Annotated in this window: 14 protein-coding genes; 13 read left to right on the forward strand and 1 reads right to left on the reverse strand. The window is 40.7% G+C overall.

Features of this window, described 5'->3' with window-relative positions:
• Position 1: 1 nt before the first annotated feature.
• From BQ8005_RS15915 to BQ8005_RS15975, 13 genes are all read left to right on the forward strand, one after another.
• Positions 2 to 1,324 (forward strand): hypothetical protein, encoded by a 1,323-nt coding sequence (locus tag BQ8005_RS15915; RefSeq protein WP_075318715.1) that lies wholly within the window; start codon positions 2 to 4, stop codon positions 1,322 to 1,324.
• Between the two features lie 6 nt (positions 1,325 to 1,330).
• Entirely contained in the window at positions 1,331 to 1,963 is a 633-nt protein-coding gene (lptC, locus tag BQ8005_RS15920) for an LPS export ABC transporter periplasmic protein LptC (protein ID WP_075318716.1), read from the forward strand.
• A gap of 10 nt (positions 1,964 to 1,973) precedes the next feature.
• The gene (locus tag BQ8005_RS15925; RefSeq protein WP_075318717.1) at positions 1,974 to 3,236 is read left to right on the forward strand and encodes a hemolysin family protein; all 1,263 of its coding nucleotides are present in this window, start codon (positions 1,974 to 1,976) and stop codon (positions 3,234 to 3,236) included.
• A gap of 125 nt (positions 3,237 to 3,361) precedes the next feature.
• Positions 3,362 to 5,500, forward strand: a complete 2,139-nt coding sequence (locus tag BQ8005_RS15930; protein ID WP_021846636.1) for a SurA N-terminal domain-containing protein — start codon at positions 3,362 to 3,364, stop codon at positions 5,498 to 5,500.
• 118 nt (positions 5,501 to 5,618) lie between these two features.
• Complete coding sequence (gene rlmN / locus BQ8005_RS15935) at positions 5,619 to 6,653, forward strand: dual-specificity RNA methyltransferase RlmN (RefSeq protein ID WP_075318718.1); 1,035 nt, start codon at positions 5,619 to 5,621, stop codon at positions 6,651 to 6,653.
• A gap of 73 nt (positions 6,654 to 6,726) precedes the next feature.
• On the forward strand, positions 6,727 to 7,800 hold the full coding sequence (locus BQ8005_RS15940) for a DUF4837 family protein (protein WP_021846634.1): 1,074 nt from the start codon (positions 6,727 to 6,729) through the stop codon (positions 7,798 to 7,800).
• Positions 7,801 to 7,802: 2 nt separating this feature from the next.
• Positions 7,803 to 8,903, forward strand: a complete 1,101-nt coding sequence (gene pdxA, locus BQ8005_RS15945) for a 4-hydroxythreonine-4-phosphate dehydrogenase PdxA (RefSeq protein WP_075318719.1) — start codon at positions 7,803 to 7,805, stop codon at positions 8,901 to 8,903.
• Between the two features lies 1 nt (position 8,904).
• The gene (locus tag BQ8005_RS15950) at positions 8,905 to 10,176 is read left to right on the forward strand and encodes a sigma-54 interaction domain-containing protein (protein ID WP_075318720.1); all 1,272 of its coding nucleotides are present in this window, start codon (positions 8,905 to 8,907) and stop codon (positions 10,174 to 10,176) included.
• Positions 10,163 to 10,687: an LptE family protein gene (locus BQ8005_RS15955; protein WP_021846631.1), complete on the forward strand. Its 525-nt coding sequence runs from the start codon at positions 10,163 to 10,165 to the stop codon at positions 10,685 to 10,687. The genes BQ8005_RS15950 and BQ8005_RS15955 overlap by 14 nt, the downstream gene beginning before the upstream one ends.
• Positions 10,688 to 10,690: 3 nt before the next feature.
• The gene (locus tag BQ8005_RS15960) at positions 10,691 to 11,542 is read left to right on the forward strand and encodes a hypothetical protein (RefSeq protein WP_075318721.1); all 852 of its coding nucleotides are present in this window, start codon (positions 10,691 to 10,693) and stop codon (positions 11,540 to 11,542) included.
• Between the two features lie 6 nt (positions 11,543 to 11,548).
• Positions 11,549 to 11,911, forward strand: a complete 363-nt coding sequence (secG, locus tag BQ8005_RS15965; RefSeq protein ID WP_021846629.1) for a preprotein translocase subunit SecG — start codon at positions 11,549 to 11,551, stop codon at positions 11,909 to 11,911.
• An 88-nt stretch (positions 11,912 to 11,999) separates the two neighbouring features.
• The gene (locus BQ8005_RS15970; protein ID WP_075318722.1) at positions 12,000 to 13,664 is read left to right on the forward strand and encodes an MFS transporter; all 1,665 of its coding nucleotides are present in this window, start codon (positions 12,000 to 12,002) and stop codon (positions 13,662 to 13,664) included.
• 9 nt (positions 13,665 to 13,673) lie between these two features.
• Positions 13,674 to 14,024 carry a PqqD family protein gene (locus tag BQ8005_RS15975; RefSeq protein ID WP_075318723.1) on the forward strand — a complete coding sequence of 117 codons (351 nt, stop codon included), beginning with the start codon at positions 13,674 to 13,676 and terminating at the stop codon, positions 14,022 to 14,024.
• A gap of 8 nt (positions 14,025 to 14,032) precedes the next feature.
• On the opposite strand, the gene BQ8005_RS15980 is transcribed toward BQ8005_RS15975, so the two are convergent.
• Positions 14,033 to 15,094: a DUF4831 family protein gene (locus BQ8005_RS15980; RefSeq protein ID WP_075319306.1), complete on the reverse strand. Its 1,062-nt coding sequence runs from the start codon at positions 15,092 to 15,094 to the stop codon at positions 14,033 to 14,035.
• Positions 15,095 to 15,229: the final 135 nt, after the last annotated feature.

A 15,229-nucleotide genomic window follows, 5' to 3' on the forward strand; every position in this document is an offset into this window, starting at 1 on the left:
AATGAAAATTAAGACGCTTGTAGCTGTATTGCTCCTTGCTGGTGGAGCGACCGGCGCTTACGCACAAAATGACTGTAAAGCCAACAGTAGTATTTCTCACGAAGCTGCTAAGGCGAAGAACTGGAAAGATGCCTATGCTCCCTGTATGGAAGTGTTGAAGGATTGTCCTACACTGAGATTTTATACCTTTACGGATGCAGAAGATATTCTGGCTGGTTTGATGAAGCCTATCAAGGATCGTAATTCTGCTGAATATCAGAAATATTTCAATGAATTGATGGAAGTGCATGACTTGAAGATGAAGTACATGCCCGAATTTGCTTCCAAGGGTACCAAGCTGACTTACTCTGTAGCCGGTGCTTTGGGACGTAAGGCTATCGATTACTTGACTTATGCACCGAAACCCGATTTAAAGCAAGCTTATGGTTGGTTGAAAGAGTCTGTTGAAACAGACAAGGCTGAAACTTGGAGTCCTATCTTCTATTATTTCATGGACGCTTCTATGCGTATCGTGAAGGCTGACATTTCTCATACAGATCAGTTCTTCCAGGACTATCTGAACGTAGGTCAATATTTGAATGACGCATTGGCTGCTGAGACTGCTGCTGCCAAGAAAACCAACATCGAAAAGATGAAGGAAACAGTTGACGCTATCTTTATTAACAGTGGTGTGGCTGATTGTGAGTCTTTGCAAAATATTTATGGTCCTCAGGTAGAAGCTAATCAGAATGACTCTACTTTCCTGAAGAAAGCTATCAGTGTGCTTAAGATGATGAAGTGTACGGAAAGCGAAGCTTACTTCCAGGCTTCTTACTACATGTATAAGATTAATCCGACTGCTGATGCTGCTGTAGGTTGCGCTGCTCAGGCTTATAAGAAGGGTGATTATGAGACTGCTGTGAAGTACTTCGAAGAAGCTTTGTCTATGGAAACTGATAATGCCAAGAAAGCAGAAATGGCTTATGCTGCTGCTGGTGCTATGTTTGGTGCTAAGAAGTGGTCGCAGGTACGTAGCTATTGTTACAAAGCTCTCAGCTTCAACGAGAATTATGGTAATGCATACATTCTGTTGGCAACAGCTTATGGCTCAAATCCTCGCTGGAGTGATGAACCTGCCTTGAATAAGTGTACTTACTATGTAGTGCTCGATAAGCTGCAGAGAGCTAAATCTGTTGATCCTTCTGTAGCTGATCAGGCTAATGAACTGATTAGAACTTACTCTGCTCACGTGCCCGAAATCAAGGATCTCTTCATGTTGGGTTACAAAGCTGGAGACCGCATTACGGTTGAAGGTTGGATTGGCGAGAGCACAACCATCAGATAAAAATATATGTCTCTGAGACCTTTACAAGTCGTAGTACATAAGAATTTAAGCATAACCATTGCCTCAATGGCAATGGTTATGCTTCTTTTATTCTCTTCCTGTTCTGGACGTAAGAAAGAATTGGGCGAGGCTATTACCGAACGCGATTCTTTACCTGTGATGGATACTCGTGGAGTTACTACATTGGTGTCCGATTCAGGAGTTATACGCTACCGTGTAAATGCAGAAGAATGGAAGGTTTACGATCGTAAATCGCCTTCATATTGGGCTTTTGAAAAGGGAGTATATGTCGAGAAGTTCGATTCGTTGTTTCAGGTCGAAGCCAGTATCGAAGCGGATACAGCCTATTACTATGACAAGCAACGGTTATGGAAGTTGATAAGCAATGTACATATTCAAAACCTGAAGGGAGAGAAGTTTGATACCGAGTTGTTGTATTGGGATCAGAATAAGAAGAAAGTGTATTCAGATAAAGAGGTGCGCATTGAACAGCCTGACCAGATCATTTATGCTGTGGGGTTCGAGTCGGATGAACAGTTGTCCAAATATGTTTTCTTTAAGACAAACGGTATTTTTTATATAGACGAAGAAAGTGGGGAGGCTCCAGCCGACTCCTTGCAAACAGACTCTGTCAATTGATTTTCTATATATGGGGATATTGATATCTTTATTGGTTACGATGGCCTTCTCCGCTTTCTTTTCAGGGATGGAGATTGCTTATGTTTCTGTAGATAAGCTCCGCTTTGAGATGGATAAGAAGCCAGGAGTGACGACATCCATATTGTCTTATTTCTTCAGAAATCCCAATAACTTTATATCTACGATGCTGGTAGGCAACAATATCGCTCTGGTCATTTATGGTATTTTGATGGCACAGATTATAGAGGGATATCTGTTGGCTGGAATCATTGACAATCATTTTCTGCAGGTATTGATTCAGACTGTCATTTCTACGCTGATTATCCTTGTGACAGGAGAGTTTTTGCCTAAGAATCTTTTTAAGATCAATCCGAACTTGATGCTGCGTGTTTGTGCAGTTCCTCTGTTTGTGTGTTATGTCGTCCTTTTCCCTGTTTCTAAGTTTGCTTCGTGTTTGTCTTTCCTATGTTTGCGCATATTTGGAATACGAGTCAATAAAGAAGCTTCTGATAAAGCTTTTGGTAAAGTCGATTTGGATTATTTCGTTCAGTCGGGTATCGAGAATGCTGAAGACGAAAAGGAACTGGATACGGAGGTGAAAATCTTTCAGAATGCACTCGATTTTTCGAATGTCAAGATACGCGATTGTATTGTACCACGCACGGAGATTGTGGCTGTCGATATGGAGGATTCTCTTTCCCTCGAAGAACTCAATAATCTGTTTGTCGAGTCAGGACTGTCGAAAATTATTGTGTACAAAGGCAATATAGATAATGTCGTGGGATATATCCATTCTTCGGAGATGTTCCGCAATCCGACAGATTGGCGCAATAATGTGAAGGAAATTCCTATTGTACCCGAGACCATGCCAGCTCATAAGCTGATGAAAATTTTTATGCAGCAAAAGAAAACGTTGGCTGTGGTTGTCGATGAGTTTGGTGGAACTTCTGGCATCGTGTCGCTCGAAGATTTGGTGGAAGAAATTTTTGGAGATATTGAAGATGAACATGACAATACGTCTTATGTATGCAGGCAAATAGCCGAACATGAATATTTGTTGTCTGCCCGCCTTGAAATAGAAAAAGTAAATGAAACTTTTACACTTGATTTGCCTGAATCAGATGATTATTTGACAATCGGAGGTCTGATTCTGAATACTTATCAAAGCTTCCCCAAGTTGAATGAAGTGGTTGTTATCGGAAAGTTTCAGTTTAAAATCATCAAGGTTACAGCTACTAAAATAGAGCTAGTAAAGCTGAAAGTGGTCGAATAATTTTTATAAAGCGTAATTTTTCTTGGAATAAATAGATGTATATTAGCATTTTTTGTATCTTCGTGCGCTAAAAACTGTTTGGAGCGAGAAAAAGAATAATAAACAAATAAATCAATTAATAAAAAATGGCAACATTACAAAACATTCGGTCTAAAGGACCATTATTGGTGATTGCTGTGGGCTTGGCATTGTTTGCCTTCATTGCAGGTGATGCATGGAGGGTTTTGCAGCCGCATCAGTCACAAGATGTGGGTGAGGTGAATGGTGAAGTACTTTCAGCCCAAGATTATCAGTCTTTAGTTGAGGAATATGCAGAAGTGGTTAAATTTTCGAGTGGCAATAACTTGACAGATGACCAGATGAATCAGCTGCGAGACGAAGTTTGGAGAACTTATGTTAATAACAAACTGATAGAAGCTGAGGCTAAGAAATTAGGCTTGACAGTATCTAAGGAAGAAATAAAGTCTATTATTAATGAGGGTACTCATCCGCTTTTGGCTCAAACTCCTTTCCGCAATCCTCAGACAGGTGCTTTCGATAAGGATATGTTGATGAAATTCTTGGCTGACTATGCTAAGATGAACAAAAGTCAGATGCCTGCACAATACGCTGAATACTATGATTCTATGTACAAGCTGTGGTCGTTCATCGAGAAAACGCTCGTACAGACTCGCTTGCAGGAAAAGTATAGTACACTTATTGCAAAATCATTGCTTTCCAATCCTGTTGAGGCTCAATCTGCTTTCGATGGCCGAGTAAATCAGATGGATTTGCAGTTGGCTGCTATTCCTTATTCTACAATTGCTGATTCAACGGTGAAGGTTACAGATGCAGAGTTGAAAGCTGCTTATGATGAGAAGAAAGAACAGTATCGCCAATATGTAGAAACTCGTAATATCAAGTATATTGATGTACAGGTAACTGCTAGCGAAGAAGATAAGGCAGAATTGCGCAAGGAAATGGATGAATATACTGCCCAGCTTGCTGCTGCAACTTCTGATTATGCTTCACTGGTTCGCTCTACTGGTTCAGAGCAGCCTTATGTGGACTTGTATTATACCACAAGAGCTTTGCCTTCTGATGTTGTCGCACGTTTGGATTCTGTATCTGTAGGCGATGTGTTTGGCCCTTATTACAATGCTGCCGACAATACATTGAACTCATTCAAGAAATTGGCAAAAGCCGCTTTGCCTGACTCTATCCAATACCGTCAGATTCAGGTTGCAGCTGAAACTCCTGAGAAGACAAAGGCTTTGGCTGACAGTATTTATGGAGCCATTAAGGGTGGAGCTGATTTTGCAGAATTGGCTAAGAAGTATGGACAAACAGGTGAATCTGTTTGGATTACTTCTGCTAACTACGAAGGCGCTCAGGTGGATGGCGATAATTTGAAGTATATTACGGCTGTTGTAGATGCAGAGACAAACGAGTTGAAGAATATTGCTCTGGGACAAGGTAATGTTATTCTTCAGGTAACTGCCAAGAAAGCTGTTAAGGATAAATATAAAGTGGCTGTGGTTAAGCGTACGATTGAATTTAGCAAGGAAACTTATAGCAAGGCTTACAATGACTTCAGCCAATTCATTGCTTCCAATGGAACGCTGGAAGAACTTGTAGCCAATGCAGAAGATGCTGGCTATAGACTGCTTGACCGTACTGATCTTTACAGCGCTGAACACAACATTGGTGGTGTTCGTGGTACAAAGGAAGCCTTGAGATGGGTGTTCTCTGCGAAGCCGGGTGAAGTTTCTGGTTTGTATGAGTGTGGCGAAAGTGATCACATGATGGTCGTTGGATTGGTTGCTGTAAATCCTGAAGGCTATCGTCCCTTGTCTGCTGTACACAATGAACTGAGAATGCAGTTGGTACGTGACAAGAAGGCTGAGAAAATTATGGCTGATATGAAAGCTGCTAATGCTTCTTCGTTTGATCAGTATAAGAATATGTCTGGTGCAGTTTCTGACTCAGTGAAGCATGTGACATTTGATGCTCCGGCTTTCGTATCTGCATTGCGTAGCAGTGAGCCTTTGGTTAGCGCATATGTACCGGTAGGCGAAGTTAATCAATTGAGCGCTCCGATAAAGGGTAATGCAGGTGTCTTTGTTCTGCAGCCTTATGCGAAAGATAAACTTAATGAAACTTTCGAGCAGCAAGCTGAAGTAGACAAGTTGCAAAACATGTATACCAACTTGGTTGTGAGACAGTTTATCAACGATCTTTATCTGAAGGCAGAAGTCAAAGATGAGCGTTATCTGTTCTTTTGATAAATAATTTAGATTATAATATTGATGCAGGAGCTGTCCAAATCGCTTGGATGGCTCCTGTTGTTTTTATGCAACTTTATTTTTACCTTTGCATAGTTGAAACTTTAAGAAATATAGTATGCAAAAACGACCTCTTTTGGGAATGACTTTGTCCGAGTTGCAATCTGTCGTGAAAAATCTGGGGATGCCTTCTTTCTCTGCCAAACAGATTGCGTCTTGGTTGTATGACAAGAAAGTAGATTCTATTGATGAAATGACCAATCTTTCCTTAAAGCATCGTGAAATGTTAAAGGAAGGATACGAGGTTGGTGCATACTCTCCTGTAGACGCAATGCGTTCTTCAGATGGTACCGTGAAATATCTTTATCAGGTTGGAGAGGGGCATTACGTGGAAGCTGTTTATATACCAGATGATGATAGGGCAACTTTGTGTGTGTCTTCACAGGTTGGCTGTAAGATGAGTTGTAAGTTTTGTATGACAGGCAAGCAGGGCTTTTCGGCTAATCTGACAGCCAATCAGATCTTAAATCAGATTCATTCGTTGCCTGAAAGAGACAAGCTTACGAATGTAGTGATGATGGGAATGGGTGAACCACTGGATAATTTGGATGAAGTACTGAAGGCTCTTGAGATAATGACCGCTACTTATGGTTACGCTTGGAGTCCGAAGCGAGTGACGCTTTCTACTGTCGGATTGCGTAAAGGCCTGAAGCGTTTCATTGAAGAAAGCGATTGCCATTTGGCTGTGAGTCTTCATTCTCCGTTACCTTTGCAACGTAGAGAATTGATGCCGGCCGAGAAAGCTTTTTCTATTACAGAGATTGTAGATTTGTTACATGACTATGATTTTAGTAAACAACGCCGTTTGTCTTTTGAATACATTGTTTTCAAGGGCGTAAATGATACAGTTCCTTATGCAAAAGAACTGTTGAAGCTTCTGCGTGGTTTGGATTGTCGTGTGAACTTGATCCGATTCCATGCCATTCCAGGTGTCGACTTGGAGGGGGCGGATATGGACACGATGATTCGTTTTCGCGATTATTTAACATCGCATGGCTTGTTTACAACCATACGTGCTTCTCGTGGAGAAGATATATTTGCAGCTTGTGGAATGTTGTCTACTGCCAAACAGGAGGCGGAAAACAAGAATTAATATAAATTATTAACTTTGGCATGGCGGATAAAGGCATTCTTTGTAGTTTTGTGAAATTTAAAAAGGTGAAGATATGAAAAGGTTCTTGTATTACTTTAGTCTGTTTGTGGTATTGGCTGTGTTCTCATCTTGTGGTGGTAAGAAGAGCGGCAAGGGATTGTTGACTCCTACATCCAGTGGTCGAGCATATGAGATTTTGGTTGTGATAGACCAACAAATGTGGGAACGTCCTGCTGGTCGTGCTCTCTACGATGTACTTGATTCAGATGTACCTGGTTTACCTCAATCTGAGCGTTCTTTTAGAATTATGTATACCGATCCTGCTCATTACGACGCAACGCTAAAGTTGATTCGCAATATTATAGTGGTCGATGTACGTGACATCTATACTCAACCCAAGATGAAGTATAGTAAAGATGTATATGCTTCTCCACAGGCTATATTGACGATACAGGCGCCTGACGAGGAATCCTTTGCCCCCTATGTGGCAGAGCATCGACAGGCTATTATCGATTTCTTCACTCGTGCCGAGATGAACCGTCAGATCACTATACTGGAGACTAAGCACAATAATTTTGTATACAACGAGGTGAAAAAAATGTTTGATTGCGAAGTGTGGGTGCCAGGTGAACTGACTTCTCATAAATTAGGGGAAAATTTCCTTTGGGCAGGAACCAATACGGCAACAGGCGATCAGAACTTCGTGATCTATTCTTTCCCTTATCGCGATAAAGATACTTTTACGAAGGAATATTTTCTGGCCAAGCGCGATTCAGTGATGAAGGTTAATATTCCTGGGGCGCGCGAAGGTATGTATATGGCAACTGATACATTATTGACGGATGTAAAGCCTATTTCCGTTCAAGATGCTTATGCGCTTGAAGCACGTGGCTTATGGCGTATTAAGGGTGACTTTATGGGAGGGCCGTTTGTTTCCCATATGCGTTTGGATGAAAAGAATCAGCGTATTATTGTTTCTGAAATCTTTGTTTATTCACCAGATAAATTGAAACGAAATTTGGTTCGCCAGATGGAAGCGTCCCTTTATACATTACGTTTGCCTGCTAAAGAACAGAAAGCGGGAAACGGAAAGGATCTTCAGAATGAAAAGGCGTCCAATGATACAATTATTAACGAGAAGAAATAAGAATGGAAGATAATAAGATAAGAATCGGCATTACACAAGGCGATATCAACGGAGTTGGTTATGAGGTAATTTTGAAAACATTTGCAGAGCCTGCAATGTTGGAATTGTGTACCCCTATCGTATATGGTTCCCCAAAAGTTGCTGCTTACCATCGCAAGTCTCTTGATTTGCCGACTAATTTCAGTATCGTAGAGTCGGCAGAAGATGCAGCTCCAGATCGTTTAAGTATTGTCAACTGCAATGATGATGAAGTGAAAGTTGAGTTTGCCAATCCTACTTTTGAAGCAGGTCATGCCGCTTTAGCTGCTTTGGAGAAGGCTGTTGAAGAGTATAAAAAAGGGCTGATTGATGTGATTGTGACGGCTCCTATCAATAAACATACAATTCAGTCAAAAGACTTTCATTTCCCTGGTCATACTGAGTATATTGAACAAACACTTGGCGAGGGTGAGAAGGCGCTTATGATTTTGATGAAGAATGATTTGCGTGTGGCACTTGTTACAGGACATATCCCTGTGAGTAAAATCGCCTCAGTGTTAAATAAGGAATTGATAAAGGAAAAATTACGTATATTCCATCGCTCATTGAAATTGGACTTTGATATTGAGATACCTCGTATTGCTGTTCTTTCGCTTAATCCACACGCTGGTGATGAAGGCCTGTTGGGTACTGAAGAACAGGATATTATTATTCCTGCGATGAAAGAAGCTGGTGAAGAAGGTATTCTTTGTTTTGGTCCTTTCCCTGTCGATGGTTTTATGGGAGCAGGTGGATTTTCACATTTTGATGGTATATTAGCCATGTACCATGATCAAGGTTTGGCACCTTTTAAGGCACTTGCGATGGATGAAGGTGTGAACTTTACGGCTGGACTTCCTGTCGTGCGTACTTCGCCTGCACATGGTACTGCCTATGATATAGCGGGGAAAGGTGTTGCATCTGAAGATTCATTCCGTCAGGCTATTTATGTAGCGATTGATGTGTACCGTAATCGTCAGCGTGATCTGCAGGCTCGTTCCAATCCGCTTCGGAAATTGTATTATGAGAAGCGTGATGACAGTGACAAATTGAAGTTGGATTCAACAACAGAAGCGGAATTATAATATGGTGAAGGCAGAGATACAGCAAGTCAAGTTGCGTTTTGGCATCATTGGAAACAATGAAGCCTTGCTGCGAGGAATCGATGTTGCTATGCAAGTGGCACCGACAGACTTGTCTGTACTGATAACTGGAGAGAGTGGTGTCGGAAAGGAAAGTTTTCCGCAGATTATACATCAATATAGCCGTCGCAAGCATGGACAATATATTGCTGTAAACTGTGGTGCTATTCCTGAAGGGACTATTGATTCGGAATTGTTTGGGCATGAGAAAGGAGCCTTTACTGGAGCTATCAGTGAGCGTAAAGGTTATTTTGGTGAAGCAAATGGTGGTACTATCTTTTTGGACGAAGTAGGTGAATTACCTTTGCCTACCCAGGCGCGCCTGCTTCGCGTGCTCGAAAGTGGGGAATTCATAAAAGTGGGTTCTTCTAAGGTAGAGAAGACAGATGTTCGCATCGTGGCTGCTACCAATGTCAATTTGGTGCAGGCCATTGCCGAAGGGCGATTCCGTGAAGACTTGTATTATCGTTTGAACACAGTACCTATTCAGATACCGCCTTTGCGTGAACGGGGAGAAGACGTTGTTTTGCTTTTCCGTAAATTTGCTTCTGATTTTGCCGAGAAGTACCATATGCCTCCTCTACAACTGACTGAGGATGCACGCCAGATGTTGATGGCCTATACTTGGCCTGGTAATGTGCGACAGTTGAAGAATATTACAGAACAAATTTCTATTATTGAGGCTAATCGGGAAATTAATGCAGATATTTTGAAAAATTATTTGCCTGAGAATAATGCACAACGTTTGCCTGCTTTATTAGGAAATAAGGAAAGTAAAGGGTTTGGTAGTGAACGCGAGATTCTTTACCAGGTCTTATTTGATATGCGCCAGGATGTGACGGAGCTGAAAAAGCTTGTTCATGAGATTATGACTGAGCGGGCGGCTACAGGTGCGGGGAGTGGCATTAAATCGTCTTATTACACTTCTCCTTCTCAACCTCAGCTTGTGACACCTGCAACGGTTGAACCGAATGTGACTACCATTATTCATTCTGCTGTGCAACCTGCAACTCCGCTTTCATCTTCTGTGAATGATGATGATATTCAAGATACAGAAGAGTATGTAGAAGAATCGTTAGCTTTAGATGATGTAGAAAAGGATATGATCCGTAAGGCTCTTGAGAAGCACCATGGAAAACGGAAAAGTGCGGCTCAAGATTTGAACATATCCGAGCGTACTTTATATAGAAAAATAAAGGAATATGGGTTGGATTAAAAAGATTGGAATTATCGCTGTTTGTGCTTGTTTGGCTTTTATTGTGTATTCATGCCGCATTTCTTTGGGATTAGCTCCGATTAGTTCCATTGATTATACGAAAGTTAAGACAATTTCTATTTCCGATTTTCCTAATCGGGCAGAGTATGTATACGCACCTTTGGCAGTGGAATTTAATACGAAGCTGAAGGATATGTTTATACAGCAGACTCGTTTGCAGATTGTAAACTCTGGAGGTGATTTGGAAATTGATGGTGAAATTACTGGGTATAATCAATATAATGAGTCTGTAGATGCCAGTGGCTTTGCTTCGAAGGTGAAAGTTACGTTGACGGTGAATGTACGATATGTCAACAATACTAATCATGAAGAAGACTTTGAACAGCAGTTCTCAGCTTTCCAAACTTATGATTCAGGTCAGTTGTTGACTGATGTACAAGATAATCTGATAACGTTGATGGTTAAAGATATTACAGAACAGATCTTTAACGCAACGGTCGCTAATTGGTAAAAGATGACGGCTGTTCAGTTACAACAATGGATTCAGCATCCAGAAACTTTAAATCAGGATTCGTTGTATGAATTGCGAACATTAGTTGCGCGTTATCCTTATTTTCAGTCCGTTCGTTTGCTGTATTTAAAGAATTTATATTTGCTCCACGATGTGAGTTTTGGTGCAGAATTAAGAAAGGCTGTACTTTATGTTGCGGACAGGCGATCTTTGTTTTACCTTATTGAAGGTGAGAACTATAAATTAAATCGTAACGAACAATCTGTTTCTATCTTGGAGAAAGATGAACCTGGAATTGATCGTACTTTGTTTCTTATAGATGCTTTTCTTTCAAAAATGCCGGATGTACAATCTCAGTCGTCAGAGCTGGATTATACAATGGATTACACAGCTTATTTGCTACATGATGATAAAGCGGATGATGTTGTCGAGAATAAAATGCGGCCTTTACGTGGGCAGGACTTGATTGATGGTTTCTTGAACAAGATGAATGCGGATGAAAAGAACCTTCCGACTGAGCAAATGAATGCTGATAAATCTCAAATGGATAAAGATGTTTTGTTGGCAGATGTGTCGGAAGAAAGTACTTCACCTTTGATTTCAATGCCGATTTCTGTTAATGATGATCAAGCAGAGGGCGAAGAGGAAGAAAAGAGTGAAGATTGTGTGGTAGGAAGGGAGGATGATAGCTATTTTACTGAAACATTGGCTAAAATTTATATAAAACAGCACCGATATGAGAAGGCACTTGAAATAATTAAAAAGTTAAGCTTGAATTATCCAAAAAAAAATGCTTACTTTGCAGACCAAATCCGATTTTTGGAAAAATTGATTATTAACGCTAAATCAAAATAAGTAGAAATGTATTTATTATTAGTTATTTTAATGTTGCTTGCATCTGTGCTGATGTGCTTCATTGTTTTAATTCAAAATTCGAAAGGAGGCGGTTTGGCTTCCGGATTTTCTTCATCCAATCAGATTATGGGTGTACGCAAAACAACAGATTTCTTGGAAAAAGCTACATGGACATTGGCTGCCGTAATGGTTGTTCTTAGTATTGCTACTGCTTATGTGTTACCGTCTGCTACTGTACGTGAAGGTGATGTAATTATGGAGCAGGCACAACAACAGGAAGCAACCAATCCTTATAATATGCCTGTAGGTACAGCTGCTCCTCAGACGGAAGCTCCTGCGGCAAATGCTCCTGCAGACTCTGTAAATTGATATAAAATTATAATTTCTGAAATAGCGGGATTGCTGCATATTATTATGGAGCAATCTCGTTTTTTGTTTCTCATAAACAGTTGATATAATGAATTCTACTTCCCAAATTCATCAGACATTACGTGATTCGGCGGGTATACGCTGGATGGTTCTGTTGTTCTTGGCTTTTGCCATGTTCTGTTCCTATATCTTTATGGATATTTTGTCCCCCATTAAAGACTTGATGCAATCTACTTGCGGTTGGGACTCTACGGCTTTTGGAACGATGCAAGGTTCTGAAACCTTTTTGAATGTATTTGTCTTTTTCCTCATCTTTGCAGGTATTATCTTGGACAAGATGGGGGTACGTTTTACGGCTGTCCTTTCTGGAGCAGTGATGCTTGTGGGAGCTGTTATAAATTGGTATGCTGTAACCGAGAGTTTTCAAGGTAGTGGACTTGAGACTTGGTTCAACAATAATCTGAACTATATTCCTGGTTTTGATGAACTGGGCATTTCTCCGTTTTATGAGGGCATGCCTGCATCTGCCAAATTTGCGGCTGTAGGTTTTATGATATTTGGCTGTGGAGTTGAAATGGCTGGTATTACAGTGTCTCGTGGTATTGTCAAATGGTTTAAAGGACGTGAAATGGCTTTGGCTATGGGATCGGAGATGGCTCTTGCCCGTTTAGGAGTGGCTACCTGCATGATCTTTTCACCAATGTTTGCCAAATTGGGGGGAGTGATTGATGTTTCTCGTTCTGTTGCTTTTGGCGTAGTGTTGCTAATGATTGCATTGATAATGTTTATCGTCTATTTCTTTATGGATAAGAAATTGGATGCACAAACAGGTGAGGCCGAGGAAAAGGATGATCCGTTTAAGATAAGTGATTTGGGAAGTATTTTGTCAAGTAGCGGTTTTTGGCTGGTTGCTTTGTTGTGCGTATTGTATTATTCTGCTATTTTCCCTTTCCAGAAATATGCAGTTAATATGCTTCAATGTAATCTAGTATTTACAGAAGTACCGGCTGACTCTTTTTGGGCAACCAATACTGTAACTGTTATTCAATACTTGATTATGTTGGTTGTAGCTGCTGCTGCTTTTGCTAGTAATTTCTCTAAGCGCGCCTCCATGAAAAATGGTCTATTGGTTGTGGCAGGTGTAGCATTGGTTATTTTCTGTTATATGGGTTATATGCGTCAGAGTGCAGAGACTGTGTTTGCGGTATTTCCTTTGCTCGCTGTTGGTATTACGCCGATTCTTGGGAACTATGTTGATCATAAAGGGAAGGCTGCCAGTATGTTGGTGATTGGCTCTTTGTTGCTGATTTTCTGCCATTTGACGTTCGCATTTGTTTTGCCTACACTTAAGGAGAGTGCTGTTGGAGGAATTGTAGTTGCTTATCTCACTATTTTGGTTCTGGGAGCAAGTTTTTCTTTAGTTCCGGCATCTTTGTGGCCAAGTGTGCCTAAGTTGGTTGATGCAAAAATTATCGGTAGCGCATATGCTCTTATTTTTTGGATTCAGAATATTGGCCTCTGGTTATTTCCGTTGTTAATTGGTAAGGTTCTTGATAAAACCAATCCTCAGCTCGTGGCAGATTTACAGAATGGAGTGATTACGCCTGAGGAAGCAGCAGTTTCTTATGATTATACAGCTCCGCTTGTTATGCTTGCTTGTCTAGGTGTAGCTGCTTTGATTTTGGGTTTTGTTTTGAAGGTTGTAGATCGTAAGAAAGGGCTAGGCTTGGAAGCTCCTAATATCAAAGAATGATATTGTCGGATGTCGGAGAAGCAAGTAAAATATAATCTTTTGGATACAGTTCCTGCATGTGCAGAGAATGTTTGTACGGAATGGGAGGGTGAGTACGTGGTACTCATCCTTCCTCGTTTTCGTAAAGCGTGGATGCAACGTTGGTTATTGCCCAAGTCTTTGTCATCGCATGTGCGTATTCAACTTGAGGAACATGGAACGGCTGTATGGAGATTGATTGACGGGCAGCGCACTGTGCAGGAAATTATTGAACTGCTTGCGTCACATTTTGGTGGAGATGAGAGCTATCCTTCCCGTGTAGCTGCTTATTTTATGCAGCTACAAAAAGATGGACTTATTCATTTGAGGGCTTTGAGATGAAGATTGATTTAGTTTTCTTCTCTATCTACTTTTAATAAAGCTCCTGTATTGGTATCAAACAACACTTTGGTTGTGGATTTCTTGTTGAATAATACGGGAGCAAGATATTCTTGTGTACCAAATTGGGTTATAGGGAGTTCATTGTCGAACAGATTTTTACCTTGATAGGTCAGTATAACTTTTGCTCTTCCTGGTACATTGTAGATGATGCCTTCTAACTTCTTTTTCCCTTCGGTGGTCGAAAGGTTTGGGACATTCATGTTTTTAATGCTGATATAAATCGGTTCACCTGCTAAATTGTCATTGTCTACGACACCCAATTTACGTGAGAAACGTAGTGCTATCTCATCTTCTTTCTCTTGTGGTACAATACGGATGTTGAATATTTTTGTTTCTTTCTTTTCTTTACCAGCAAACATTTCTGTCATGGCTTGTTCTTGTAGGTTCAGGTTATCTAGCATGATTTTCAGTTGGTTGCCATCGGTTGGCATATTGTCTGCTTCACCTCGTACTAGAGCGTTCTTACTTTCGCGTATATTATAAATTTCTTTGGCGACTAGTTCGGCCATTTTGGCATTGGAGCTCGCCATCAGGATTTCTTCGGTCAAGAAACTACGCGCATCAACATCTTTGATTGTTTTTCCTTCTTTAGACTTATCTGGTGTATTTTCTTGCTTACCACTAAAAGGTAGATTGATAGAGCGTACGATGCCATTTTCTGTCAGTTCCATTAGGGGGGCTACGGTCTTGTCTTTCATCTTTACGAAATAGACATTGTCTTTGTCGGGTACTCCGACTACGCCTGTTTCTATTTTGTCGATTGTCCAATAGACTTCGGGTTCATCCGATACACCTGAAAGGCGCAGGTAACGGTCAGCATAACGACAGAATTCGCCAGGGGTGTATGTATGTTTAGTGGTATGTACCTTTATTTCAATTTCAGTCTGCGGGAGCATATAAGTGACTCCATAATCTTTGCCTTGTGTCACTCCCACGGTAACTTCTGTTTGTGCTGATGCCAAAAGGCTCATTGTGAGTACAGATGACAGTAAGAATATATTTTTCTTCATGCTTCTTTGGGTGTTAGTTAGTGTTTTCTTTAATTTAACAAAGATAGTTAAGTTATTTTTGCCGTGAATAGATTTTGCCATAATTAACAAAAGAACTGAGCCACGAATTGTGCAAAATTTGGTATTAGAGTTGTT

This window comes from Bacteroides togonis (genome assembly GCF_900130135.1).
Lineage (GTDB): Bacteria > Bacteroidota > Bacteroidia > Bacteroidales > Bacteroidaceae > Bacteroides > Bacteroides pullorum.

Coding starts and splice junctions, on each gene's coding strand:
- BQ8005_RS15915 (WP_075318715.1), top strand. CDS start 2: ATGAAAATTAAGACGCTTGTAGCTGTATTGCTCCTTGCTGGTGGAGCG.
- lptC (WP_075318716.1), top strand. CDS start 1,331: ATGTCTCTGAGACCTTTACAAGTCGTAGTACATAAGAATTTAAGCATA.
- BQ8005_RS15925 (WP_075318717.1), top strand. CDS start 1,974: ATGGGGATATTGATATCTTTATTGGTTACGATGGCCTTCTCCGCTTTC.
- BQ8005_RS15930 (WP_021846636.1), top strand. CDS start 3,362: ATGGCAACATTACAAAACATTCGGTCTAAAGGACCATTATTGGTGATT.
- rlmN (WP_075318718.1), top strand. CDS start 5,619: ATGCAAAAACGACCTCTTTTGGGAATGACTTTGTCCGAGTTGCAATCT.
- BQ8005_RS15940 (WP_021846634.1), top strand. CDS start 6,727: ATGAAAAGGTTCTTGTATTACTTTAGTCTGTTTGTGGTATTGGCTGTG.
- pdxA (WP_075318719.1), top strand. CDS start 7,803: ATGGAAGATAATAAGATAAGAATCGGCATTACACAAGGCGATATCAAC.
- BQ8005_RS15950 (WP_075318720.1), top strand. CDS start 8,905: ATGGTGAAGGCAGAGATACAGCAAGTCAAGTTGCGTTTTGGCATCATT.
- BQ8005_RS15955 (WP_021846631.1), top strand. CDS start 10,163: ATGGGTTGGATTAAAAAGATTGGAATTATCGCTGTTTGTGCTTGTTTG.
- BQ8005_RS15960 (WP_075318721.1), top strand. CDS start 10,691: ATGACGGCTGTTCAGTTACAACAATGGATTCAGCATCCAGAAACTTTA.
- secG (WP_021846629.1), top strand. CDS start 11,549: ATGTATTTATTATTAGTTATTTTAATGTTGCTTGCATCTGTGCTGATG.
- BQ8005_RS15970 (WP_075318722.1), top strand. CDS start 12,000: ATGAATTCTACTTCCCAAATTCATCAGACATTACGTGATTCGGCGGGT.
- BQ8005_RS15975 (WP_075318723.1), top strand. CDS start 13,674: ATGTCGGAGAAGCAAGTAAAATATAATCTTTTGGATACAGTTCCTGCA.
- BQ8005_RS15980 (WP_075319306.1), bottom strand. CDS start 15,094: ATGAAGAAAAATATATTCTTACTGTCATCTGTACTCACAATGAGCCTT.